The organism is Burkholderia sp. 4M9327F10 (assembly GCF_005503145.1).
GTDB lineage: Bacteria > Pseudomonadota > Gammaproteobacteria > Burkholderiales > Burkholderiaceae > Paraburkholderia.
Genome location: NZ_SCNV01000003.1, coordinates 30,751 through 54,209 on the forward strand (window position 1 = coordinate 30,751; position 23,459 = coordinate 54,209).

Consider the following 23,459-nt stretch of genomic DNA (forward strand, 5'->3'; position numbering starts at 1 on the left):
CTTGTGCAGCCGATGAGCGATGGCACGTTTCGCCACTTCCGGCCGGTCTTCCGCGGCATGCCGATTGCCACGGCCGACACGCCATTTTTATCGAGGCTGACATGAGTAAAACCACCCCTGAGCAAAACAAGGCCCTCGTACTCGAGGCTTTCGACACGCTTTTCAACAAGCGCGACTATGCGGCCGCGCAGCGTTTCTGGTCAGACCGCTATATCCAGCACAGCGCGCACATCGCACCAGGACGCAATGGCCTGTTCAACCTGATCCGCACGCTGCCGGAGACCTTGCGCTACGAGAACCAGTTGATCGTGGCCGAAGGCGACTATGTGATTGCACATGGCCGCTTCTCCGGGCACGGCCGGCCGGCGGCATGGATTGCGGCCGACGTGGTTCGTTTCGAAGACGGCAAGCTTGCTGAACATTGGGATGTTTTGCAGGACGAAGCAACCCAGGCGGATTCGGTGAGCGGCTTGCCGATGTTCGGTGACCGCTTCCCGGCTTGACGCCGGACAGATTGACTACCGGAATATCTCCGATCACAGCATCTTCAAGGACACCATCATGAAACTCAGCGGAAACACGATTTTTATCACGGGCGGCGGTTCAGGCATTGGGCGCGGTTTGGCCGAGGCACTGCACCAGCGCGGCAACAAGGTGATTATTAGCGGGCGGCGCCGCGGCCATCTCGACGAGGTGGTGGCGGCAAACCCCGGCATGGCGGCCATCGAGCTGGATATGACCGACCCGGCGAGCATTGCGCGGGCGGCGGCGCAACTGATCAAGGACCATCCCGATGTCAATGTGCTGATCAACAACGCCGGCATCATGCTGCCGGATACCGCCGCGGGCCGGATCGATGACGCGTTGCTCGTCTCCACCGTCACGACGAACCTGCTCGGACCGATCCGCATGACCTCGGCGTTGATCGACCATCTCAAGACGAAGGACGATGCGGTGGTGGCCTACACCAGCTCGGTGCTGGCATTCGTGCCGCTCGCGCCGACGGCGGTGTATTCATCGACCAAGGCGGCGTTGCATTCGTACATTCTGTCGCAGCGTTTCTTGCTGCGCGATACGAAGGTGCGGGTGCTGGAAATTGCACCGCCCTGGGTGCGCACGGACCTGATGAACAGCCGCGAGGCCGAACAGGCTATGCCGCTGGACGCCTTCATCGACGAAACCATGGCTGTCCTCGGCACTGATGCGGATGAGATTCTGGTGGAAGGGGCGAAGCAGTTCCGCGGCAATCCGGGGCCGGGGGAGCATGAGTTCGTGAATGGGTTCAATGCGCAGATGGCTGCGGTGTTTGGCGGATGAAGATATCAGCCAAAGCACTGCATGCCTGCGGCTCATAGCACTTCAAACACGCTATAAACCGGCCCATCCGGAAACCGATGCCCCGTGCCGACTGCAATTACGCGGTTTAGCCACTCGTACTCGCCGGCCGGGGCTTCGAAAGTCGAACTCATGCGGAAGTAGTAACTGGCGGGGTCGACCTCTTCGCCGTTGGCCAGCCGTTGCATGACATCGGCGGTGCCGTGACGGATGCCCTGGTAGGCCATCGTGAGATGGACGCCGTCGTCGGTTTGCAGAATCAGGCGCACGTCGAGCGTGGTGCTGCCGTCCGTGCGCACGGTCTGCCAATCGCTGCCGCCGTCGAGTACCTTACCCGAGAGCCGCTCGCCGGTGAAGGTGCCGGACGGCACGACGCCGATACGCCGCACCGCGCCCGGCGTCGCGCCCACTACCACGACCGGCTTGACATCGAGGCGCAGCACGAACAGCGGACGCGTTTGCAGGTTCTTGAGATTGGCGGGAAGCGAGTCGAAAGCGGGAGTGGGCATTGTGTTCACCTTGATTGGTCGGCGCGAACGCTCCATCCGCTCACTCGCGCCGAAATTGACCGGCCCGATGCAATCAGGCGTGCACCTCGATGCCATCCACGCGGTCCGGGTAGAAGGCGAGATAATCCTTGATCTGCGCGACCGCCGCGTAGGGCTTCTCGTAGGTCCAGACCGCATTGACCGAGCGCGCGCCGCCCGCAGGGATCGAGAAGTACGCACAATCGCCCTTGTAGGGGCAGTAGGTGGCATGCTCGGTGCGTTCGAGCAGCGTCATGTCCACGTCTCTTCGCGGAATGTACAGCACGGGCGGGTAGGCGGCTTCGCGCAGCGTCAGCGCCTCGCGTGTATCCGCGATCACCTTGCCGCCGAGCTTCACCACGATGTGCGCCGGATTCGGCTCGATGGTGATCGGATGATCGGGCCCTGGAACCTTGACGGGTTTGACTGCCTGATTGACGTTAGTGGACATGGGAACGCTCCTTGGGTTGAGCCGCCCGCGTTGAAGCGGGGCGAAACCGGTGTTGCGGACCGCCGCCGCTCAGGTGGCCTCGGGCGGCACATGGAGTCAAGTCTATAGATTAAAGCTTCGCGCCGCTGACGACGTGCAGGATGTCGTCGGTCGCAAGGCGGGCGTCGTAGGAGGCGGGAGGGAGGCTGCGTCTGTGACGCTGTGGGAAGGGCCGGTTCGGCGTGACCCGGCCTTGCACCGGGCCACGCTGAACCGGCCGATATGCCGCGTCAAGCGGCGGCTTCGAGCTCTTCGATTGCGTCGGCGAGCACCATCTGCGCGGCGTTAGCCGGTCGCGCCGCCGTGCGGCCCGCAGGTCCATACACCGCATCGCCGCGCACGATGCTGCTGCCGGTGAGCGCGCAGACCCCTTGTGACCGCGCGATTCTGCGAATCCAGAGCTGCTCGCAGTAGTTGGCGGCGGTGGCGTCGCGCCATGTGATCGAAACCGACTTCGGGCTGAAACGCTCGACAAACGTGACAACCACGTTCTTCGCGTTACCGGCGGGCGCCCGCGCGCGATCCGCCGCCGCACCTCTGCGTGCCTGATTGGCGCAGTCGCGCCCAGGGCGGGGCGCGGGCTTGCGTACGCCGCTGGACGCGTGCCTGCCACAACTGGCTGCGTCCTGCGAGTCTTTCGAATCGCTTTCGCTGATCCCGTTCTGCACAGGCGCTGCACTTTCTTTCAATCCGGCAATCACAACCGCCCACGGGTCGGGAAGGCGGGGAGGCGTGAGCGCCGATACTTTCGGCGCGTTGGGATCGCCAGCGGGCACAAAGGCACGCTCGACGACGTCGTTACGCTGCGCCTCGTTGGCCTTCAGGCGCCGATTGCGTGCTGTGGGCGTCTTCAGCGTGGCTGCGAAGTCTGGCTCGGGTCCTGTAACGTTCACGTGGAATCCTCTGTTTGGGTCCGTCCTCGGGGCTGCGGGCACCCGTCGCGGCGTGACGCGGCAACGGGGCGCCCCGCTGCACGCAGCGCGTCGCGAAGACGCGAACGCCCGTCGTGACGTCGCGCGGCACAACGGGTAGCGAGAGGCGGAGGGTTGGTGTTGTTGATAACACCTTGGAAGGGATCTTATCTACTTGCCTAGGCCAGATAAATGCGCCGTCCCTGAAAACACCGTTTGGGTTCGGCTAACAATGGGGCCAATCGGGCCAATCGGGCCAATGGGGCCGCGCGGGCGATGCGCGGCCCCATCGACGGGCAGGCGCCCCAGCCGTCTTCAGTGCGCAGCCGCGGCCGCGTCGCTTGCGCCGCCGGCCTTGCTGGGCTTGGTGATCCAGATGAGCGGGATAATGATGATCATGACGATCGCCGCGCCGTAGAACACGTCATTTAGCCCCAGCATGGCGGCCTGTGTCTGCACCGTATGATCGAACAATGCATACGATGCCTGCTGGCCGAGGCCCAGCACCGAGTGGTATGTGCTGATCTGCGCGTTGAACAGCGGGTTGGTCGGACTCGACTGCTGGGTCAGGATTTCATGGTGCATGATGGTCCGGTTGTTCCACACCACACCCGCGAGCGACGTGCCGATACCGCCGAAGAACATGCGTGCGAAGGTGGACAGGCCGGCCGCGGCGGGCACCTTTTCGGGCGGTTGCCCCGACAGGATGATCACGGTCAGCGGCGCGAAGAACAGCGCCATCGGAATTCCTTGTAGCAGGGTCGGCAGGACAATGTAGCCTTCGCTGAGATCCGTGTAGAAATACGAGCGCATGTAGTAGACGATCGCAAAGCCGATGAACGCGAACGTGCCAATGATGCGGGCGTCGGAGCGCGGCAGGATCTTGCCCATGATCGGTGCGCCGATCACCGCAAAAATACCGAGCGGCGCCGTCGCCAGCCCGGCGTCTACTGCGCGGTAGCCCAGGTATTCCTGCATCCACTGCGGCAGCAACACCAGCGTTCCGAAGAAGATGGCATAGGCGACCGCAATCGAAATCGTGCCGCCAAGGAAGTTGCGCTGTTTGAAGAGTGTAAGGTCGACGATTGGGTTTTTGTCGGTTAGCTCCCAGACGATGAAGAACGCAAGACCCACCGCGGCAACGATAGTCAGAATGACGATCGTGCTCGAAGAGAACCAGTCGAGATCCTTGCCCTTGTCCAGCATGATCTGAAGCGAGGCGACCCAGACGATCAGCAACACCAGTCCAACAATGTCGATTGGCAGCTTTTTAGCGGGTGTATCGCGCTTGCGGTAGAGAATCCAGACCATCGCCGCGGCAAACAGACCGACCGGGATGTTGATGTAGAAGATCCACGACCAGCTATAGCTGTCCGTGACCCAGCCGCCCAGTGCCGGCCCCACGATGGGTCCGGTCACGACAATCATTGAGAACAGCGATAGCGCCAGCGACGACTTCGCCTTTGGCCACGAACTGAGCAGGAGTGCTTGCGACATGGGAATCAGCGGCCCGGCCACGGCGCCCTGCAATACGCGCGCAAGCAGCAGGATCGGCAAGGTTGGCGCAATCCCGCACAGCCACGACGCGAATACGAACAACAGGATCGAACCGACGAACAGGCGAACCTGACCCAGCCGCTGGGTCAGCCAGCCTGTCAACGGTATCGCTACGGAGTTGGCGGCGGCAAATACGGTGATAACCCACGTGCCTTCGTCAACCGATACGCCCAGGTTTCCCGAGATGGTCGGAATGGCAACGTTGGCGATCGACGAGTCAAGCACGGTCATGAAGCCTGCGAGGCCCACACTGAGCGAGCCTAGGGCGAGTGTCGCCCCCGTCAGCGGGGGCGGATTCTGATGGTTGGTGTCCATGGTGATAATCCGGCAATGGTGTATATGGCGAAAGAGGCACGGCAGGGGCGGGGCGCGCTTCGCATGCCCCTCGCCGGCGAGGAGCGGTCATTCGTTTTCGGCAATGATCTGGGCGATCGCGGCATCTGCTTCGTCGCCATACTTTGCGAATACGTCGGTCTTGTAGGTCGAGGGAGAGCCCGTCCCGAGCTGCGCGCCGTTGGGGTCCTTGACGTCGACATCCACGTTCATTGAAAGACCCACGCGCAACGGATGCTTTTCCAGCTCCGCGGGGGGAATTTCGATGCGCACCGGCAGCCGTTGCACCACCTTGATCCAGTTGCCGGTCGCGTTCTGCGCCGGCAACAGCGCCAGTGCCGATCCGGTGCCCGGCGTAAAGCCCACCACCTTGCCGTGATAGACGACAGAAGAGCCGTAGACGTCGGCGGTCAGCTCAACCGGTTGCCCAACGCGGATATGCCGAAGCTGCCATTCCTTGAAGTTCGCATCCACCCACACCTGTTCGAGCGGCACGACGGACATCAGCGGCGTGCCGGGAGACACGCGCTGTCCGACCTGGACCGTGCGCTGTGCGATATATCCGGTCACCGGCGCCGGCAAGGTGGTGCGCGCATAGGCGAGGTATGCGTCGCGAACGTGAGCCGCGCTTGCCTGTACATCGGGATGGTTCGCAACCGACGTATTGGCTGTCAGCGCGCGATTGGCGCCAAGCTGTTGCCGGGCTGCATCGAGTGCAGCCTGAGCGGACCTGACGGCGTCGCGCGCATGGGAGATTTCTTCGGCCGACACGGCGCCTGTCATGCCGGTGGAGAGCCGGCGCTGCAAATCGTCCTGGGCTTTCGAAAGATCGGACTGGCGCTCGGCGATATCTGCGCGGTATTTGTCGTCGTCGACATACAGGCCGTGGATCTGGCGCACGGTCTGCCCCAGGTTGGCCTCGGCCTGTTGCAGGGCGATCTTTGCATCGGCCGGATCGATCTGGACGAGTGGTTCGCCCGTCTTCACGACCTGTGTGTTGTCGGCATTGACCGCGATAACGGTGCCTGTGATCTGAGGCGTGATCTGCACGACGTTGCCGTTGACGTAGGCGTCGTCGGTATCCACGTGATAGCGGGCGTCGAGGAAATAGTAGGCACCATATGCAGCGCCTGCGATTCCAAGGGAAGCCACAAGCAGCGCGAGCAGCAGTTTACGTTTGCCGGGTTTCTTTGCCGGCGCTTCGGCCGACGGTGTTTGAGGTGTGTTCATGACTAGCTCCTAAAGAATGTGCTGGATGCCGTTTGGCGCTTACGCCTCGCGGTGAATCGGGTTATTCATTGAGTGGCCGTGCCGTTGGCCGGCGCGGGAATCGGTGTCTCCGCAGCCGCTGCAAGGCCCGCATGCGAGGCGTCGAAGCCACCGCCCATTGCCTTGATCAGTCCGATCTGCATGTTGCGGCGGCCCATCTGGAGATTGACGACGGCCGTTTCAGCGGCGAGCCGGTTGTTGTCCGCGTCCAGCACCTGCAGTTGCTGGTTCAGCCCGGCCTTGTAGCGAACGAGCGCGAGCTGATACGCCTTGGTTTGCGCATCCAGTGCCTGCTGCGCGTCGACCAGTTGGCGGTCGGCCGAGTGAATCTGCGTGACCTGGGTGGCAACGTCGGATAACGCGTTGATCAGCGTCTGGTTGTAGGTGGCGACGTCGTAGTCGAAATCCGCATAGCGTCCCTTCAGTTGCGAGCGCAGTGCGCCGGCATCGAAGATGGGAAGGTGAATCGCCGGTCCCGCCTGGATCTGCCGGCTTCCGGCCGTCAGCAGCCGTCCCCAGCCAAAGGCATCGAGTCCCGCCGCTGCCGAGAGATTGACGTCCGGATAGAACTCGGCCTTGGCTTCCTTCACATCGTGGATGGCTGCATCCACCTGCCAGTAAGCTGCAACGATGTCCGGACGGCGCGAGAGCAGATCGGCGGGCAGGTTGTCGGGAAGCGCGACGCTGGCGCTGTCTCCCAGCACGGGATTGGCGATCCTGAGACCACGATCCGGTCCCGCGCCAAGCAGTGCGCCCAGCTGATAGCGCACGGTTGTGATCTGTCCGTCGAGGTCGCTGACGCTAGATCGGCTCGTCGAGGTTTCGCCGTATGCGGTCTGCCGTTCCACGTTGGTGTCGAGTCCGGCGCCGACGCGCCCATCCGTGATCCGGCCGATGTCCTCGCGATTCCTGACTTCGCGAACCTCGATGTCGCGCAACGCGTAGAGCTGCGCAAGATGGTTGTAGGTGCTCGCCACCGAGGCCGCGAGCGAGATGCGCACCTCTTCGGCTTCGGCGTCCGCTACCTTTTCCTCCGAGATGGCCTGAGCGAGCTTCTGCCGGTTCTTGCCCCACAGGTCGAGGTCCCACGAAGCGCTGGCGAGCACGTTGTTCTCGCTTTGCCACGTGCCGTTGTACGGAGGCGGAACGATGCCGTTGCCGGTATAAAGCTGCCGCGTCCAGGCATAGCTGCCGGTGACATTCGGGTAGAGCGTCGAGTTGGCGCTGCCGACATATGAGGTGGCTTTCTCGATGCGGGCGCGTGCCTGATCGATGGTGGGATTGGCCTGCAGGGCTTCGTTGATCAATGCGGGCAGTTGCGGATCGCCGAACTGACCGGCCCAATCCATGCCTGGCCACTGTCCGCCCTCGGCGGGCAAGCTCTGCTGCGTCTCAAACCTGGTGGGCGGCTCGATCTGCTTGTCGCTCTTGATACCGGCGTAGTTGACGCATCCGGCGAGGCTCAGTGCGGCGAGCGCCGCGGCTATCGAGGCCGCCCATGTGTTGACCCGCAACCCGGGCCGATGATGGTTCATCATGATTTCGATTTTCCTTTGGCTAATCTGGTCAATTTGGCTTCGCACGATTGACGGTGCATATACACACATTAATGTTCAGATGTTCACTTATCGATACGTGCAAGCGCATCAGTTTGTTGCCTGGCGATTACCTGTCGGACAGGTCGCCCGTCATGCGGAACAGTTCGCTTCGCAGATAGGCTGCCTGTTGCTGCCCAAAGCTATGTTCGAAACTCGCCTGCGCAGCCGCCCAGTAAGCGGCCGCTTCGTCGAGCTTCGTCAGTCCTTTCCCGGTGAGTACAAAACTTAGCCGCCGGTTGCTTTGCCCTTCGGCAGGAGCCGCCACCAGTCCACGCCGGAGCAGGGGTTTGAGCAGCCGGACGAGGGTCGTTCTGTCCATCACCATCGCCTTGGCCAGTTCAGCCATCGTCAGGTTCGGGCAGCGCCCGAGGATTCTGAGGATGCTGAACTGCGTGGGCGTGATACCGGCCTCGGACAGATGACGCTCGTAAAGCTTCGAAATGTGTCGAGAGGCCTGGCGAAGGGCGAAACAATCGTCGTCCGTAAGGTCATTTGAGTGCATGTGCACAGAATAAGGCGGCGCCCGCCCGGAAGCGATACGGGGAGCGTTATCAGTTTGTTATCGTTTTTCGCACCAATGACGCGCTGCGCGGGCGGTTTTGCCGCCCGTCTGCAGGCCACCTTGCAGGCCGCTCGCCTGACTAGCGCGATGCCGCCAATGCTGTGAAAAAGTCCGCCGCATAGTCGATAAACGCGCGCACCTTCGCTGGCAGCAGTGTCCGGTTGCTGTAAGCGAGCTGGATTTCGATGCTGTCGTCGACAAGCGGCAAATCGGTGAACAGGCGCACGAGCTTCCCCGAGGCCAGTTCGTTTTCCACAAGGGTTTCAGGCACGACACCAATTCCGAAGCCCTGCCGCACCATTTCCAGGTTGAAGGCGGGACTGTTCGACGAGATATCGAAGCGCAGGGGAATGCTCAGTTCGTCCTCGCCAATGCGGAAGCCAATAGCGGGGCGGCGGATGGACGGCGACATCGGTACGAAAAGATGATCGGCCAGTTCGGAGGGATGTCCAGGCGCCGTTGACGCCTGCAGATACTGCGGCGTTGCGACGATCACAAGCGCAATGCGTTCGAGCAGACGCACGACGGTCGTTTCGCTTGTCAGCATGTACGGAAGAATGATGCCGAGGTCATAGCCGTCGGCAACCAGGTCGACGGACCGCTCGGTCAGCGTCACGTCGAGCGTGACCTTCGGATGCGCCCGCTTGAATCCGGCAATCAGGGGAACCAGCCGGCTTACCGTCGCCGTTGTGTGAGCGACCAGGCGCAAGACGCCGCTCGCTTCCCGTGTCTGGTTTGCTACGTCCGCCTCGAGGGCATCGATATCGTCCAGGATGCGCACGCAGCCTTCGTAGAACCGTTCCGCGGCCTCGGTGAGCGAGATCTGCCGGGTGGTGCGGTTTAACAGCCGGCATCCCATCCGCTCTTCCAGCGCCGCTATCGCCCGCGACACCGCCGGGCGGGCCAGCCCATGCGTATCCGCCGCGCGGGTGAAACTCTTCAATTCGACCACTGAGCGGAAAACACGCAGGCTTTCGACATATTCCATGGTGAGATCTCTTCGATGAACTGCATCAAGACAGGTATCAAAGCCGTTCAATGATCGCTTGCGCCGCTGCCGGATTGCGTTCCTTGAAGCCGCTGATCACGTAGAGAAAAACATCGGCGCCGCGCTTTGCGGCGGCCTGAGCGGCGGCCTGAGCCGCGACCGGTTCGAGATCGGCCGGGACGCTGCCTGCGGCGAGCTGGCGTGCCCGCTCCGCCCATGCGTCGAGCGCCTTCTTCGAATAGCCTTGCGCCTGCGTTTCGCTGGTTCCCATGATTCGCGCATAGACGAACGGCGCGGTGAGGTTCGCGATTTGCGGATACTCGCTATCGGCCGCGAGCACAATGGCGACGTCGTATTTGCGCGCCAACGCGACAAAGGCTTCGCTGCGGAAACTCTCGTGCCGGACCTCGACGGCATGCTTCAGCGTTTGGCCGTCCAGTTTCCTGGGCAGTAACGCCAAAAATGCTTCGAAGTCCTCTGGATCGAATTGCTTGGTGGTAGCGAATTGCCAGTTCACCGGGCCGAGCTTGCGCTTCAGATGCGTGAGGCCACTGGCGAAAAAGCGCTCGATGCTGTCGCCGGCCTCGGCCAGCACGCGCCGGTTGGTCGCGTAACGCGGCGCCTTGAGGGCGAAGACGAAATCGTCGGGCGTCTCGTCGTGCCACTTCATGTAGCTCTCGGGTTTTTGCAGGCCGTAGAACGTGCCGTTGATCTCGATGGTAGTCAGGTGCCGGCTCGCGTATTCGAGCTCGCGCTTTTGCGCCAGGTCCTCGGGATAAAACACCCCGCGCCACGGGGCATACGTCCAGCCACCAATTCCCACTCTGATTTGCGGTGCCGTGCGCGTTGCCATATGCGGTTGCCCTCCTTTTCGTGCCGCATAGCTTAACGCAGCCGTCGCTGAGCGGCCTTGGGTTGTACCGGCTCACGCCACAACCTTCCTCGCGGGGCTCGTGGTTTATCTAAAAAATGGATAGTTGTTATCCGCCATATCGCGTTGCGCGATATGGCGACTGGTCGGCACACTTAGCTCACAAATCAATCGCCGCTTTCGCAACTACGTTGCACGGGCCAGCGTTAGCGCCACAGCGCTAACGCTGGCCGACACAGGAGATACAGGAGACATTCATGCGTACTCAAGTCGGTATCATCGGCGCCGGGCCAGCGGGCCTGCTGCTTTCCCATCTGCTTAATCTTCGCGGCATCGAGTCGGTCGTGCTCGAATCGCGCACACGTGAGCAGATCGAGTCCACCATCCGCGCCGGTGTGCTGGAGCAGGGCACCATGGATCTGCTCAGCCAGACGGGAGTCGGCGCCCGCATGAAGGCGGAGGGCGCGCTGCATCATGGCTTCGAGCTGGCCTTTGACGGCAAGCGCCGGCGCATCGATCTCACCGGCTTGACGGGTCATTCGATCACGGTCTACGCGCAACACGAAGTGATCAAGGATCTGGTTGCCGCCCGCATGGACGCGGGCGGTCAATTGCTGTTCAGCGTGTCCGGCACTTCGATCCACGGCATCGAGACAGCGGCGCCTTCGATCCGTTTCAATCACGGTGGCGAAGCGCGCGAACTCCAGTGCGACTTCGTGATTGGCTGCGACGGCTCGCAAGGGGTCTCGCGCGCATCGATTCCCGCCGCACTGCGCAAGGACTACGAGCGCGTCTATCCGTTCGGCTGGTTCGGCATTCTGAGCGAAGGGCCGCCGTCTTCCGACGAACTGATCTATGCCCGCCACGAACGCGGCTTTGCGCTTGTCAGCACACGCTCGGCGAACGTGCAGCGGATGTATTTCCAGTGCGACCCGAAGGAATCCGTCGAGAACTGGTCCGATGACCGCATCTGGGCCGAACTGCACGCACGGGTCGACTCCGCGGACGGGCAAAAGGTCGTGGACGGCAAGATCTTCCAGAAGAACATTGTCGGCATGCGCAGCTTTGTCTCGACCACCATGCAGCATGGCCGGCTCTTCCTCGCGGGCGACGCGGCGCATATCGTGCCGCCGACCGGCGCCAAGGGCCTGAACCTGGCGGTGGCGGACGTGCGCGTGCTGAGCGCCGCGCTGCAGGCCTTTTACGCGGAAAACCGCCTGGACCTGCTCGACAGCTACAGTGCGACGGCGCTCAAGCGCATCTGGCGCGCCGAGCATTTCTCTTACTGGATGACGCGCATGATGCACCGGCTCGACGACGCCTCGCCGTTCGAGCAGCAGCTTCAGATCGCTGAGCTGGAGCATGTCACCACCTCGCGGGCGGCGGCGACTGCAATGGCGGAGAACTACGTGGGCGTGGCCGCGGTTTGAGCGGCACGCTGCGCCGCCTCGGCCCGTTCGAGCCGGCGGCCGGCTTCAGCCACCTCATGCCTGAACTGGACGAGGGCGGTCAGCGCCGCATCGGGCGGTTGCAGCGCCGCCCACAGCACCTCGATCAGACTATCTGCGGTGGCTTCAATATCAATCTGGCGATTGGCGAGCGTCGCATCCCACAGCACATGCTCCATTGGCCCGAACACCATGGAGCGCAGCAGCCGTAGCGGCACATCTGCGCGAATCTGGCCGGTTTCCCGGCCGTGCGCGAGCACGCGCATCAGCGGCGCCGTGTAGCGCCGCTGCATATCCGTCAATGTCTCGCTCAGCTCGTGATGCCGCGCGCGGCCCTCGGAAAGCACCAGCGCGCACAGGTCCGTGCCGTTCACCAGCATCAGCCGCAAATGCATCCTGACGATAAAAGCGAATTGCTGGCGCACGCTGCCGTCGCGCGGCAGGCCCGTCTCGATCGCCTCGATGATTTCGTCGTACCAGTCCCCAATCACCCGCGCGCATAGCTCGCGCTTGCCGCGGAAATAGCTGAACACCGTCGCCTCGGAAATGCCCAGGCGCTGCGCAATCTCAGCGGTGGTGGCCCGCTCGTAACCCTTTTCCGAGAACACATCGCGCCCGGCCTGAAGGATTTCCTTCACGCGCTGTTGCGACTTGCGTCCCGCCGGCTGGCGGCGCGAAGCGGGTGCTTCCGCCTTGCCTGGGGCGCTGGAGATGGCCGTCATATGAGTAAAGGTCAGATTTGTGTCACGGTGAAGACCGGATGTGGCGAGTTTAGCACGTTGGTATAAGGCTGACGGCCGTCCATAACGTTTCTGAGTATCACTCAAAATACCTATTGACGTATACGGAAATCTGGCGTGAAATTCGGCTTGTGCGGCCGCGCCCGCAAGCACCGCTTACCGCCTACGATGGCCTACGAATTCCTGGAGACACGCAATGAGTAACCTGCCCGGTTTGCAATTCCCGCTTGGTGAAGAGATCGAAATGCTGCGCGACAGCCTCGCGGGCTTTGCGGCAAAGGAAATTGCGCCGCGCGCTGCCGAGATCGACCGCACGGACCAGTTTCCGATGGATCTGTGGAAGAAGTTCGGCGACCTGGGCGTGCTCGGCATGACGGTCTCGGAGGAATACGGCGGCGCCAATATGGGCTACACGGCGCATATGATCGCGATGGAAGAGATTTCGCGGGCGTCGGCTTCGGTCGGCTTGTCGTACGGTGCGCATTCGAACCTGTGCGTGAACCAGATTCACCGCAACGGCACCGAGGCGCAAAAGCGGAAGTATCTGCCCAAGCTGGTATCGGGCGAACATGTCGGCGCGTTGGCCATGAGCGAGCCGAATGCCGGCTCGGACGTGGTGAGCATGAAACTGCGCGCGGACAAGAAGGGCGAGCGCTATGTGCTGAACGGCACCAAGATGTGGATCACCAATGGCCCGGATTGCGACACGCTGGTGGTCTATGCGAAGACGGACCTCGAAGCCGGCCCGCGCGGCATTACCGCCTTCATCGTCGAGAAAGGCATGAAGGGTTTTTCGGTGGCGCAGAAGCTCGACAAGCTCGGCATGCGCGGTTCGCACACGGGCGAACTCGTGTTCGACAACGTCGAAGTGCCGGAAGAAAACATTCTTGGCCAGTTGAACGGCGGCGTGAAGGTGCTGATGAGCGGGCTCGATTACGAGCGCGCCGTGCTGGCGGGCGGCCCGACCGGAATCATGGTCGCGGTGATGGACTCAGTGGTCCCGTATATCCACGACCGCAAGCAGTTCGGCCAGTCGATCGGCGAGTTTCAACTGATTCAAGGCAAGGTGGCCGATCTGTACACCACGCTGCAGGCTTGCCGCGCGTATCTGTATGCAGTCGGCCGTCAGCTCGACACGCTGGGCTCGGAGCACGTGCGCCAGATGCGTAAGGATTGCGCGGGCGTGATTCTCTATACCGCGGAAAAGGCCACGTGGATGGCCGGCGAAGCGATCCAGATTCTCGGCGGTAACGGCTATATCAACGAATATCCGGTGGGCCGTTTGTGGCGCGACGCGAAGCTCTATGAAATCGGTGCAGGCACCAGCGAAATTCGCCGCATGCTGATTGGCCGCGAGCTGTTTGCCGAAACAGCCTGATCGACTCGTGCCACTCAGCCCGCCGGGTGCAACCAGGCGGTGAATAGAACAGCGAGAACAGCGGCGCACAGGAGAGCCACGCAATGCCGATCATCGAAACAAAGCTGAATCCGCGCTCGGACGACTTCCGCAATAACGCGGCTGCGCTCGAGGCACTGGTTGCCGACCTGCGCGCCAAAATCGAAAAACTCGCCCTGGGCGGCGGCCAGGCCGCGCGCGACAAACACGTGAGCCGCGGCAAGCTGCTGCCGCGCGAGCGCATCGCGCAACTGCTCGATCCGGGCACGCCGTTCCTGGAACTGTCGCAACTGGCGGCGTTCGGCATGTATCACGACGATGCGCCGGGCGCCGGTGTGATCACGGGGATCGGCCGCATTGCCGGGCAGGAATGCGTGATCGTCTGTAACGACGCCACCGTGAAGGGCGGCACGTACTACCCGATCACCGTGAAGAAACACGTGCGGGCCCAGGAGATTGCGGCGGAGAATCATCTGCCGTGCGTGTATCTGGTGGACTCCGGCGGTGCGAACCTGCCGAATCAGGATGAGGTGTTCCCCGATCGCGATCACTTCGGACGCATCTTTTTCAACCAGGCGAACCTGTCCGCAGCCGGCATTCCGCAGATTGCGGTGGTGATGGGCTCGTGCACGGCGGGCGGCGCCTATGTGCCGGCCATGAGCGACGAATCGATCATCGTCAAGAACCAGGGGACGATCTTTCTCGGCGGGCCGCCGCTGGTGAAGGCCGCAACCGGCGAAGTGGTGAGCGCGGAAGACCTCGGCGGCGGCGACGTGCATACGCGCCTGTCGGGCGTGGTCGATCATCTGGCGCAAAACGATGCGCATGCGCTCGCGATTGCGCGCAGCATTGTCGGCAACCTGAATCGCGTCAAGCAGGCGCCGGTCGCGCTGCAGGAACCGAAGCCGCCGCGCTACGACCCGAAGAGCATCTACGGCGTGATCCCGGTGGATACGCGCAAGCCGTTCGATATCCGCGAGGTGATCGCGCGCATCGTCGACGACTCCGCCTTCGACGAATTCAAGGCCCGCTATGGCACGACGCTCGTCACCGGTTTTGCGCATATATGGGGACATCCGGTTGGCATCATCGCCAACAACGGCATTCTGTTTTCCGAGTCCGCGCTGAAGGGTGCGCACTTTATCGAACTGTGCTGCCAGCGCAAGATTCCGCTCGTGTTCCTGCAGAACATCACCGGCTTTATGGTGGGCCGCAAGTACGAAAATGAAGGTATCGCGCGCAACGGTGCGAAGATGGTGACCGCGGTGGCAACCGCCAAGGTGCCGAAATTCACCGTCATCATTGGCGGCTCGTTCGGCGCCGGTAACTACGGCATGTGCGGCCGCGCCTATTCGCCGCGCTTCCTATGGATGTGGCCGAACGCGCGTATTTCGGTGATGGGCGGCGAACAGGCGGCCTCGGTGCTGGCTACCGTCAAGCGCGACGGCATCGAAGGCAAGGGCGGTACCTGGAGCGCCGAGCAGGAAGATGCGTTCAAGCAGCCGATCCGCGAGCAATACGAGCACCAGGGGCACCCGTACTACGCAAGTGCGCGACTGTGGGATGACGGCGTGATCGATCCGGCGCAGACTCGCGATGTGCTTGGTCTGGGGCTGTCGGCCTCGATGAACGCACCGATCGAAGACACGCGCTTCGGCGTGTTCAGAATGTAACGCGGCAGGCACCACGCGAAGGAGTCGATCGACATGCAATACGAAACTTTGAGCCTGACGGTGACGGGCCAGGTGGCGACGGTCACGCTGAACCGCCCGGATGTGCGCAACGCGTTCAACGAAACGATGATCGCCGATGTGACCGCGGCGTTCGCGGCGCTCAACGGGCGTGACGACGTGCGCGCGGTCGTGCTGGCGGCCAACGGCAAGGCGTTTTGCGCGGGCGCGGACCTGAACTGGATGAAGAAGATGGCCGGTTACTCCGACGAGGAGAACCGCGCCGACGCCATGCGCCTCGCCGCCATGCTGTCCGCTATCTACCGATGCAACAAGCCGGTGATCGCACGCGTCAACGGCGACGCCTACGCAGGCGGCATGGGCCTGATCTGCGCCTGTGACATCGTGGTGGCGCTGGATACCGCACGCTTTTGCCTTTCCGAGGCGCGCCTCGGCCTGATTCCCGCAACGATTGCCCCCTACGTGATTCGTGCGCTCGGCGAGCAGGCGTCGCGCCGCTACTTCACGACCGCCGAACTGTTCGACTGCGCGACGGCGCTGCGTCTGGGCCTGGTCAGCGAGGCGGTGAGCGAAGACAAGCTGGATGCGACAGTGCAGCAGCTGGCCGAAACGCTGTGCGCCAACGGCCCGCATGCGGTGCGCGCGTGCAAGCAACTCGTGCAGGACATAGCAGGGCGCGAACTGGACGAGGCGCTGATTGCCGACACGGCCACGCGTATCGCAAAGGTGCGTGCGAGCGCGGAAGGCCGCGAAGGCGTGGCGTCGTTCCTCGAAAAGCGCACGCCTGCGTGGCGCAACTGATGCCGCCACTCACGATTATCCGCAACTCCCGCAGAACAACAGCCCTGAACGGGACACCTCAGCGAGACAGCTTATGTTCAACAAGATCCTGATCGCCAACCGCGGCGAGATTGCCTGCCGGGTTGCGGCAACCTGCAAGCGGCTCGGCATTGCGAGCGTGGCGGTCTACTCCGACGCGGACGCCGGCGCCAAGCATGTCGCGGCGTGCGATGAAGCCGTGCATATCGGCGGCTCGACGGCGGCCGAGAGCTACCTGCGCTATGAGCGCATTATCGCGGCGGCGCGTGCGACGGGCGCGCAGGCGGTGCATCCGGGCTACGGCTTTCTCTCGGAGAACGAAGACTTCGCGCAGGCCTGCAAGGAAGCGGGCATTGTCTTTATCGGACCGCCGGTCGAAGCGATTGCGGCGATGGGCTCGAAAGCGGCTGCCAAGGCGCTGATGCACGCCGCAGCGGTACCGCTCGTGCCCGGTTATCACGGCGACGATCAGGATGCGCAACTGCTGCAACGCGAAGCGGATGCGATGGGCTACCCGGTGTTGCTCAAGGCGAGTGCTGGCGGCGGCGGCAAGGGCATGCGCGTGGTCGAGCGCAGTGAAGACTTCGCTGCAGCGCTGGCCTCGTGCAAGCGCGAGGCGGCGAGCAGTTTCGGTAACGACCGCGTACTGATCGAAAAGTATCTGACCCGTCCGCGCCACGTCGAAGTGCAGGTGTTTGCGGACCAGCACGGCGGTGCGGTATATCTGTTCGACCGCGATTGCTCGGTGCAGCGCCGCCATCAGAAAGTGCTGGAAGAAGCGCCGGCGCCCGGCCTGTCCGCCGAGCTGCGCCGCGAGATGGGCGAGGCGGCGGTGGCGGCGGCGCGCGCGGTGAATTACGTCGGCGCAGGCACGGTTGAGTTCATCATGACCGGCGCGAGCGATTTTTACTTCATGGAGATGAACACGCGCTTGCAGGTCGAGCATCCGGTCACCGAAATGGTGACGGGTCTCGATCTGGTGGAGTGGCAATTGCGCGTGGCCTCCGGCGAACCGTTGCCGCTCACGCAGACGCAACTGAAACTCGAAGGACACGCCATTGAAGCGCGTATCTATGCCGAGCATCCGGCGCGCGGCTTTCTGCCGTCGACGGGCACGCTCAAGCATTTGCGTATGCCCGAAGGTGTTGAGTTCACGATCAGTGCGGCCGGTGCGCCCGGTTCACGCGCTGCGCTGCGGATCGATAGCGGGGTGCGCGAAGGCGACACGATCACGCCGTTCTATGACCCGATGATCGCCAAGCTGATCGTCCACGGCGCGACGCGCGCGGAAGCGCTGGCGCGGATGAGCCGCGCCTTGCGCGCCTGCGAAGTGGTCGGCCCGCATACCAACGTGGAGTTTCTGCAGCGCATTGTGACGAGCGAGCCGTTTTCGAGCGGCGATCTCGATACCGGTTTGATCGAACGGCATCACGCTGCCTTGTTTGCGCCCGTTCAGAAGCCGTTCCGCGAAGCGCTGGCGCTGGCCTGCGCCGCCTTGCTCACGCGGGAAGGCGGCACGGCGCATGGCGCGTCGCCGTGGGATGCGCTCTCACATTGGCGGCTGAATAGCGGCTATACGCAAACACTAGCATGGCGCGACGTTGAAAACGAATCTTCCTTTGCAGCGATTTTTGCGCGTGACGGCGCGGCGCAGACGCTGGAATTCGGCGGCCAGCGTGATGGCTTTAGCTGGTGGAGCGGCGCCGGCGCGCATGAGTTCGGCGCGACGCTTGGCGATTCGCGCGTGACGGGCCGCGTGTTTGTCGACGGTGATGTGTTCCATGTGTTTTGCCTTGGCGAGGCGCTGGCCTTCGAATGGCAAAACCTGCTTGCTCATGCCGCGGATGCGGAGCATGGCGAAGGGCGCCTTACCGCGCCCATGCCGGGTAAGGTGATCGCCGTGCTGGTGGAGCCGGGTACGGCGGTTGAGAAGGGCACGCCCTTGATCGTTATGGAGGCGATGAAGATGGAGCACACCATCGGCGCGCCCGCGGCCGGTACGGTGTCGGAAGTGCTGTATGCGGTGGGCGATCAGGTGGCCGACGGCGCGCAACTGCTGGTGCTTGATGTTGGCTGATGTAGTGCGCTTTAGGTCAGGCGAGGCGCGGATAACCTAAGGCTCGTGCCTTGTTTTCCAGTTCTGTGATGCGAGTGTAGTCGTCGAACGACAGGCTCGCGAACCCCTTCAGGCGTAGTCGTGCCGCCCGTTCAGGGCTTGCGGCTACGGCTTCATCTAAAGCCGCGCGCAGTGATTCGATCACGTCCTGCGGCACGTCATGCGCGGCAATCAGCGGCAAACCTGGCGAAGATGCAGTCCTGCCGATCTCGCGCACGCGCTCTGCGAGTTCCGGCAATTCGTCACGCACGAACGCGAAGGTGACGCAATCGATCGCTGCCACATCCGCAAGGTTGTCGGCAACGGCCCGCAATGAGCCGAGATGCGAACCGGTGCGTATCACCTCAGCAAAAAATCTCTCATTCTGAGCAAGCGGCGCGACTGCATGGCGGAACACGTTCATGCCGCTATTCGAATCGTCCTGGTTGTAGGCCGCACGTGCGCCGCGGCAGGCGGCGAGCGTGTCGAACGGGGCATCGGCTCGTGTTATCAGCACGCTTGAATATTCCGCACCAGCGCAACCGGGGACATCGAACTGTGGCGTTGCGATCAGTTGAACCTTCTGTTGCAAGCCGTTGACGAGAGGATAGCCGCAGGTCTGCGAGATCAGCAGATCGGAGCGGCGCCATAGCGCATGCAGGTCGTCGTCTGGCTCGACGATGGACGCGTGCGCGCCGGCCAAACTCAGGACGTTGCCCAGCCAGGCGCGCCATTCGGCGGCGAGAGCTGGGGAGACGTTGTACATGGGGAGGGTGGCGATGCGGTTCATGGTTGCGATTCTGGCATATCGACGGAGTTCGTGTGATGGAGAAGGTTGGGCAGGGGCGCTATCGTTTTCTGTGATCAGTCCGGCAGCATAGGCAGATATGCAGTAGACCTGACGTTCGCCGGACAGAAGATGCGAAATTCCACCGGCCCTGGCAGAGGCGCATCTTCGACCACTCCACACGCATGCAGCACATGCTGCAGCGCCGATATCACCTGTCCGTCCGGGTCCTGGTCGATGGCGATATCCATCGTATGTTCTTCGATGCACTTGCGATGCAAATCGAGCATTTCATGACCTACCCATACGACCTGCCCGGCAGCGCCGAACTTTCGCAAGGCGGCTTCGATACCCGGTGAGCCATATCCGCTGTTATAGATGCCGACCAGGTCGCCCCGCTTCAATGCACTGACGACGGCGTGATAACACCTGTCCGCGTCATCCCCGGTTTCCGCTTCCGCACTATCGCAGACGATCTCAGGGAACGACGCCGCAAGCTGTTCACGGCAACCGCCGATGCGGTCGATATGTGCGCGATAGTCCTTGCGGCTGCACAACATCAGCACGCGTCCAGGCCGTTTTGCAAGCCGGCCGAGGAAGTAGCCCGCAGTGCGCCCGGCACACAGGTTGTCGATTCCTGCATAGTGCAAGCGCGCCACGTCATGCACGTCGGTGACCATCGTGACGACCGGTTCGCCGCGTTCGATCACGGTGCGTAAGGCATCGCGTACGCGTGGCGTGTCGTGAGTCGTCACGATCAGACCCGATCGTGGGTAGCGCGGACGGAGGATGGCTTCGGTAATCACGTCGTCATCGGCCTCCGGAAGGACCGACCGGTGCATGACGACCCGCTTGTCCAGCATCTGCATCGAGCGCTGCAGGGCGAGATTCAAACGGCCAAAGAATGGCGAGCTGTTTTGCGGCAGGAACACATCCATATGCATCAGCCCGTGCCGCGCATCGGGCAGAACGCGCGGCACGGCCAACTGCCTTGCCGCCGCCACTACGCGCGCCCGGGTTGCGGCCGAGACACTGCCGCGTTCGTTGAGTACCCGGTCGACGGTTGCCGGACTCACGCCGGCCGCCTCCGCAATTTCGACAAAGCGCGCTGTGCGCTTGCGCCGTGGTGCCCTGGCGGCGTCGGTCATATCATTGGCTCCGGTTTACCTGCAGGTTTCGCCTGGCGCGGTGCTCGCTGGAATGACGCAGCGCAGCATTATTTCGTGCTTTTTTAACGCTATGGGATTGACGAAAAAACGTCAATCTTTTCGTTGAGGGGAACACGGCCGTCTCTTATCGTGCAGCTATCGCCTCCCGTGGTCCTGTCCTGTGCGGCAGCCGGGATAAGCCGATCTGAAAAGCAAAGGAGACTCAGGTGCCCAAATCGCCTCTGAACATGCCATGCACGGGCGGTCATGCAAACACCGGTGGTGACGCTTTGGCCGCACATCCGGAAGAGCACTGGTATCGCCCCGACATCCCCCGCCAGACACTCAAGCAACTGATGAAGCGCAGCGACGCTGAAGGCTTGAAGAACTTTGGCCTGTGGATCGCCCTGCTGCTCGCTTCTGGCGCCGCGGCATTCTATTCGTGGGGCACGTGGTGGGCGGTTCCGGCATTTTTCGTCTACGGGACGATCTACTGTTCAAGCGACGCCCGCTGGCATGAGCTTGCGCACGGCACGCCGTTCAAGACGCCGCGGCTGAACTCGGTCTTCTATCAGCTTTGTTCGTTCATGACGATCCGCGAGGCGACGCTCTGGCGCTGGAGTCACGCCCGGCATCACACGCATACGATCATGGTTGGCCGCGACCCGGAAATCCAGGTATGCCGTCCGCCGCAGCTCATCACGATCCTGCTGGATTTCTTCTATCTGATTAGCGGCAGCACTGAGATTGCTAAAACTGTGCGCCATGCCTGCGCCTCGATCAGCCCGGAAGTGGCGGACTTTGTGCCGGTGACAGAGCGCCGCAAGATGATCTGGATCAGTCGTCTTTACGTTGCCGTGATGGCCGCTATGATCGGCTGGTGTTTCGTCATCCATAGCATTTTGCCGCTGCTGTTCGTCTGGACGCCGCGCTTTTACTGTGGCTGGTTCCACCAGACGCTGGGTCTCACGCAGCATGCCGGCATGGCCATGAACGTTGCCGACCATCGGCTCAATACGCGCACGGTCTATATCAATCCGGTGTTCGCGTTCCTTTACATGAACATGCAGTATCACATTGAACATCACCTGCTGCCGATGGTGCCGTACCACGCGTTGCCGAAACTGCACGAGGCAATCAAGGCGGAGACGCCGCCTGCGTATCCGGGCCTCTGGTCGGTCTACAGGGAGATGGTTCCAACACTGATCCGCCAGAGACGGGATCGCTCTCACTTTATCCATCGCCAGGTCCCGCGTCATGAATCGATGCGCTCGGCAATCTGAAACGTCCGGAAGAGGGAGTATCTGAAATGGTGGATCAACGTGAATGGGTTGTCGCGTGCCGGACCGGCGACATTGATGAAGAAGACGTTGTGCGTTTCGACCATGGCGCTGCAACCTTCGCTGTCTACCGCGTCGATGGCAGGTTCTATGCGTCCGACGGCTGGTGCACGCACGAGAAGGCTCATCTTGCCGATGGTTTTGTGTTGGGCAACGCGATCGAATGTCCACGGCATCAGGGGCGCTTCGATATTGCAACGGGCAAGCCGCTTTGCGCGCCGGTCTGTCAGCAACTGAAAACGCATCCGGTGCGTATTGAGGGCGACGCGGTGCTGATCGGCGTGCCGGTGGCGGAGTGAGCATGGCTGACGACGCACACATGGTTATCGTCGGGGCCGGTCTCGCGGGCGCCCGTGCCAGTGCTGAACTGCGCGAGGCGGGTTTCGCTGGCCGGGTGACGCTCATTACTAACGAACCGCACGAGCCATACGACCGGCCGCCGCTCTCGAAAGCGGTCCTGCTGGGGGAAAAGTCGCCCGGAGATTGCGCGCTGTTCGCGGACACGTTCTTTCACGATCACGCGATCGATCTGATGCGCTCCACCGAGGTGGTCGAGATCGACCGGGAGGGTAGGGCGGTACTGCTCGCCAACGGCGAACGGATTGGCTACAGCCGGCTTTTGCTCGCGACCGGTGCATCGCCCAGAACATTGAATACGCCCGGTTCGACATTGCCTGGCGTCATGACCCTGCGTACTGCCGACGACGCTCGTTACCTCGCGGCGCGTCTGCGTGACGGGCAGCACATTGCGATTGTCGGCGGCGGCTTTATCGGCCTTGAGGTAGCGGCAAGTGCCGTTGCGACGGGATGCCGTGTGACGGTCATCGAGGCCGGCGAGCGTCTGCTCATGCGCGCAGTGCCACGGGAAATCGCCGCGCGTATCGAAGCGCGTCACCGTGATGCCGGTGTGCAGTTTCGTTTCGGTGCGCAATTGGCTGCTATCGCCGGTGATAGTGCAGCCGAGGAAATCCGTCTTGCCGACGGTGAAATTATCCGCTGCGATACTGTTGTCGTAGGCATTGGCGCCGCGCCCCGTACCGCACTTGCTCAGGCCGCGGGAATCGAGGTCGCGGACGGCATCGTAGTCAACGAGCGTCTGTGCACGAGCGATCCTGCGATCTTCGCAGCCGGAGATGTCTGCTCGTTCCCGCATCCATTGTATGGCCGCCGTGTGCGACTGGAGTGCTGGAAGAACGCCGACGGCCAAGGGCGCATTGCCGCGCGCAACATGCTTGGTGAAGACCTTGCGTACGGCGATATGCCGTGGTTCTGGTCCGATCAGTATGAATTGTCGATCCAGATCGCAGGGCTGCCCGCATTCAGCCGTGCGACCGTTGTGCGCGAAACGGCCGATGCGCTGCTGCTGTTTCATCTGTCGGCGGACGGTACGTTGATTGCCGCAAGCGGCGTCGGCCGGGCAGTGGGACGCGACATCCGCATTGCGCAGATGCTGATGGCTCGCAACGCCCGTATTTCCGCAGAAGAACTCGCAGATCCGTCAGTGAAGCTTAAATCGCTGCTTATTGCTGAAGCGGTTTGAACAACGTCTATCGC

Annotated in this window: 22 protein-coding genes; 10 read left to right on the forward strand and 12 right to left on the reverse strand. The window is 62.4% G+C overall.

All coding sequences use genetic code 11. The features are described 5' to 3' along the window. Positions 1–101 precede the first annotated feature (101 nt). Together FFS45_RS04340 and FFS45_RS04345 are read left to right on the forward strand one after the other, a co-directional pair. Positions 102–503, forward strand: a complete 402-nt coding sequence (locus tag FFS45_RS04340; RefSeq protein WP_137953491.1) for a nuclear transport factor 2 family protein — start codon at positions 102–104, stop codon at positions 501–503. A 58-nt stretch (positions 504–561) separates the two neighbouring features. Continuing rightward, positions 562–1,317 carry an SDR family NAD(P)-dependent oxidoreductase gene (locus FFS45_RS04345; RefSeq protein ID WP_137953492.1) on the forward strand — a complete coding sequence of 252 codons (756 nt, stop codon included), beginning with the start codon at positions 562–564 and terminating at the stop codon, positions 1,315–1,317. Between the two features lie 32 nt (positions 1,318–1,349). Here FFS45_RS04345 and FFS45_RS04350 read toward each other — a convergent pair whose 3' ends face one another. The 9 genes from FFS45_RS04350 to FFS45_RS04390 form a co-directional block, all read right to left on the reverse strand. Next, positions 1,350–1,844, reverse strand: coding sequence for a DUF3237 domain-containing protein (locus FFS45_RS04350; protein WP_137953493.1), 495 nt, complete (start codon positions 1,842–1,844; stop codon positions 1,350–1,352). Positions 1,845–1,917: 73 nt separating this feature from the next. After that, a complete protein-coding gene (locus FFS45_RS04355; RefSeq protein WP_137953494.1) occupies positions 1,918–2,313 on the reverse strand; it encodes a DUF427 domain-containing protein in 396 nt (131 codons plus the stop codon). Positions 2,314–2,582: 269 nt separating this feature from the next. Then, entirely contained in the window at positions 2,583–3,245 is a 663-nt protein-coding gene (locus FFS45_RS04360) for a DUF3331 domain-containing protein (protein ID WP_249362622.1), read from the reverse strand. 333 nt (positions 3,246–3,578) lie between these two features. Next, complete coding sequence (locus FFS45_RS04365; RefSeq protein ID WP_137953495.1) at positions 3,579–5,135, reverse strand: DHA2 family efflux MFS transporter permease subunit; 1,557 nt, start codon at positions 5,133–5,135, stop codon at positions 3,579–3,581. Positions 5,136–5,222: 87 nt separating this feature from the next. Continuing rightward, positions 5,223–6,383, reverse strand: coding sequence for an HlyD family efflux transporter periplasmic adaptor subunit (locus FFS45_RS04370; protein ID WP_137953496.1), 1,161 nt, complete (start codon positions 6,381–6,383; stop codon positions 5,223–5,225). 65 nt (positions 6,384–6,448) lie between these two features. After that, positions 6,449–7,957 (reverse strand): efflux transporter outer membrane subunit, encoded by a 1,509-nt coding sequence (locus tag FFS45_RS04375; RefSeq protein WP_137953738.1) that lies wholly within the window; start codon positions 7,955–7,957, stop codon positions 6,449–6,451. Positions 7,958–8,087: 130 nt separating this feature from the next. Then, positions 8,088–8,522 (reverse strand): MarR family transcriptional regulator, encoded by a 435-nt coding sequence (locus FFS45_RS04380; protein ID WP_137953497.1) that lies wholly within the window; start codon positions 8,520–8,522, stop codon positions 8,088–8,090. 139 nt (positions 8,523–8,661) lie between these two features. After that, the gene (locus FFS45_RS04385; protein ID WP_137953498.1) at positions 8,662–9,570 is read right to left on the reverse strand and encodes a LysR family transcriptional regulator; all 909 of its coding nucleotides are present in this window, start codon (positions 9,568–9,570) and stop codon (positions 8,662–8,664) included. 37 nt (positions 9,571–9,607) lie between these two features. Further along, the gene (locus FFS45_RS04390) at positions 9,608–10,423 is read right to left on the reverse strand and encodes a DUF72 domain-containing protein (protein WP_137953499.1); all 816 of its coding nucleotides are present in this window, start codon (positions 10,421–10,423) and stop codon (positions 9,608–9,610) included. 275 nt (positions 10,424–10,698) lie between these two features. Between FFS45_RS04390 and FFS45_RS04395 the strand changes: the two genes are divergently transcribed. After that, on the forward strand, positions 10,699–11,871 hold the full coding sequence (locus FFS45_RS04395; RefSeq protein ID WP_137953500.1) for a 4-hydroxybenzoate 3-monooxygenase: 1,173 nt from the start codon (positions 10,699–10,701) through the stop codon (positions 11,869–11,871). On the opposite strand, the gene FFS45_RS04400 is transcribed toward FFS45_RS04395, so the two are convergent. Further along, positions 11,847–12,611 (reverse strand): TetR/AcrR family transcriptional regulator, encoded by a 765-nt coding sequence (locus tag FFS45_RS04400; protein WP_137953501.1) that lies wholly within the window; start codon positions 12,609–12,611, stop codon positions 11,847–11,849. The genes FFS45_RS04395 and FFS45_RS04400 overlap by 25 nt on opposite strands. Before the next feature lie 214 nt (positions 12,612–12,825). On the opposite strand from FFS45_RS04400, the gene FFS45_RS04405 reads away from it, so the two are divergent. The 4 genes from FFS45_RS04405 to FFS45_RS04420 all read left to right on the forward strand — a co-directional run bounded on the left by FFS45_RS04405 (position 12,826) and on the right by FFS45_RS04420 (position 18,612). Continuing rightward, positions 12,826–14,007 carry an isovaleryl-CoA dehydrogenase gene (locus FFS45_RS04405; protein ID WP_137953502.1) on the forward strand — a complete coding sequence of 394 codons (1,182 nt, stop codon included), beginning with the start codon at positions 12,826–12,828 and terminating at the stop codon, positions 14,005–14,007. Positions 14,008–14,090: 83 nt separating this feature from the next. Continuing rightward, entirely contained in the window at positions 14,091–15,698 is a 1,608-nt protein-coding gene (locus FFS45_RS04410; protein ID WP_137953503.1) for a carboxyl transferase domain-containing protein, read from the forward strand. Between the two features lie 33 nt (positions 15,699–15,731). After that, positions 15,732–16,517, forward strand: coding sequence for an enoyl-CoA hydratase/isomerase family protein (locus tag FFS45_RS04415; protein ID WP_137953504.1), 786 nt, complete (start codon positions 15,732–15,734; stop codon positions 16,515–16,517). A gap of 73 nt (positions 16,518–16,590) precedes the next feature. Beyond that, the gene (locus FFS45_RS04420; RefSeq protein WP_137953505.1) at positions 16,591–18,612 is read left to right on the forward strand and encodes an acetyl/propionyl/methylcrotonyl-CoA carboxylase subunit alpha; all 2,022 of its coding nucleotides are present in this window, start codon (positions 16,591–16,593) and stop codon (positions 18,610–18,612) included. Between the two features lie 16 nt (positions 18,613–18,628). Here FFS45_RS04420 and FFS45_RS04425 read toward each other — a convergent pair whose 3' ends face one another. Continuing rightward, positions 18,629–19,420: a PhnD/SsuA/transferrin family substrate-binding protein gene (locus tag FFS45_RS04425; RefSeq protein WP_137953506.1), complete on the reverse strand. Its 792-nt coding sequence runs from the start codon at positions 19,418–19,420 to the stop codon at positions 18,629–18,631. A 74-nt stretch (positions 19,421–19,494) separates the two neighbouring features. Further along, positions 19,495–20,565: a LacI family DNA-binding transcriptional regulator gene (locus tag FFS45_RS04430; protein WP_137953507.1), complete on the reverse strand. Its 1,071-nt coding sequence runs from the start codon at positions 20,563–20,565 to the stop codon at positions 19,495–19,497. Between the two features lie 227 nt (positions 20,566–20,792). On the opposite strand from FFS45_RS04430, the gene FFS45_RS04435 reads away from it, so the two are divergent. The 3 genes from FFS45_RS04435 to FFS45_RS04445 are packed head-to-tail and all read left to right on the forward strand — an operon-like array spanning position 20,793 to position 23,445. Next, positions 20,793–21,848: a fatty acid desaturase gene (locus FFS45_RS04435; RefSeq protein ID WP_249362624.1), complete on the forward strand. Its 1,056-nt coding sequence runs from the start codon at positions 20,793–20,795 to the stop codon at positions 21,846–21,848. A gap of 26 nt (positions 21,849–21,874) precedes the next feature. Beyond that, on the forward strand, positions 21,875–22,204 hold the full coding sequence (locus FFS45_RS04440) for a non-heme iron oxygenase ferredoxin subunit (protein ID WP_137953508.1): 330 nt from the start codon (positions 21,875–21,877) through the stop codon (positions 22,202–22,204). Between the two features lie 2 nt (positions 22,205–22,206). Next, positions 22,207–23,445, forward strand: a complete 1,239-nt coding sequence (locus tag FFS45_RS04445) for an FAD-dependent oxidoreductase (protein ID WP_137953509.1) — start codon at positions 22,207–22,209, stop codon at positions 23,443–23,445. Positions 23,446–23,459 lie beyond the last annotated feature (14 nt).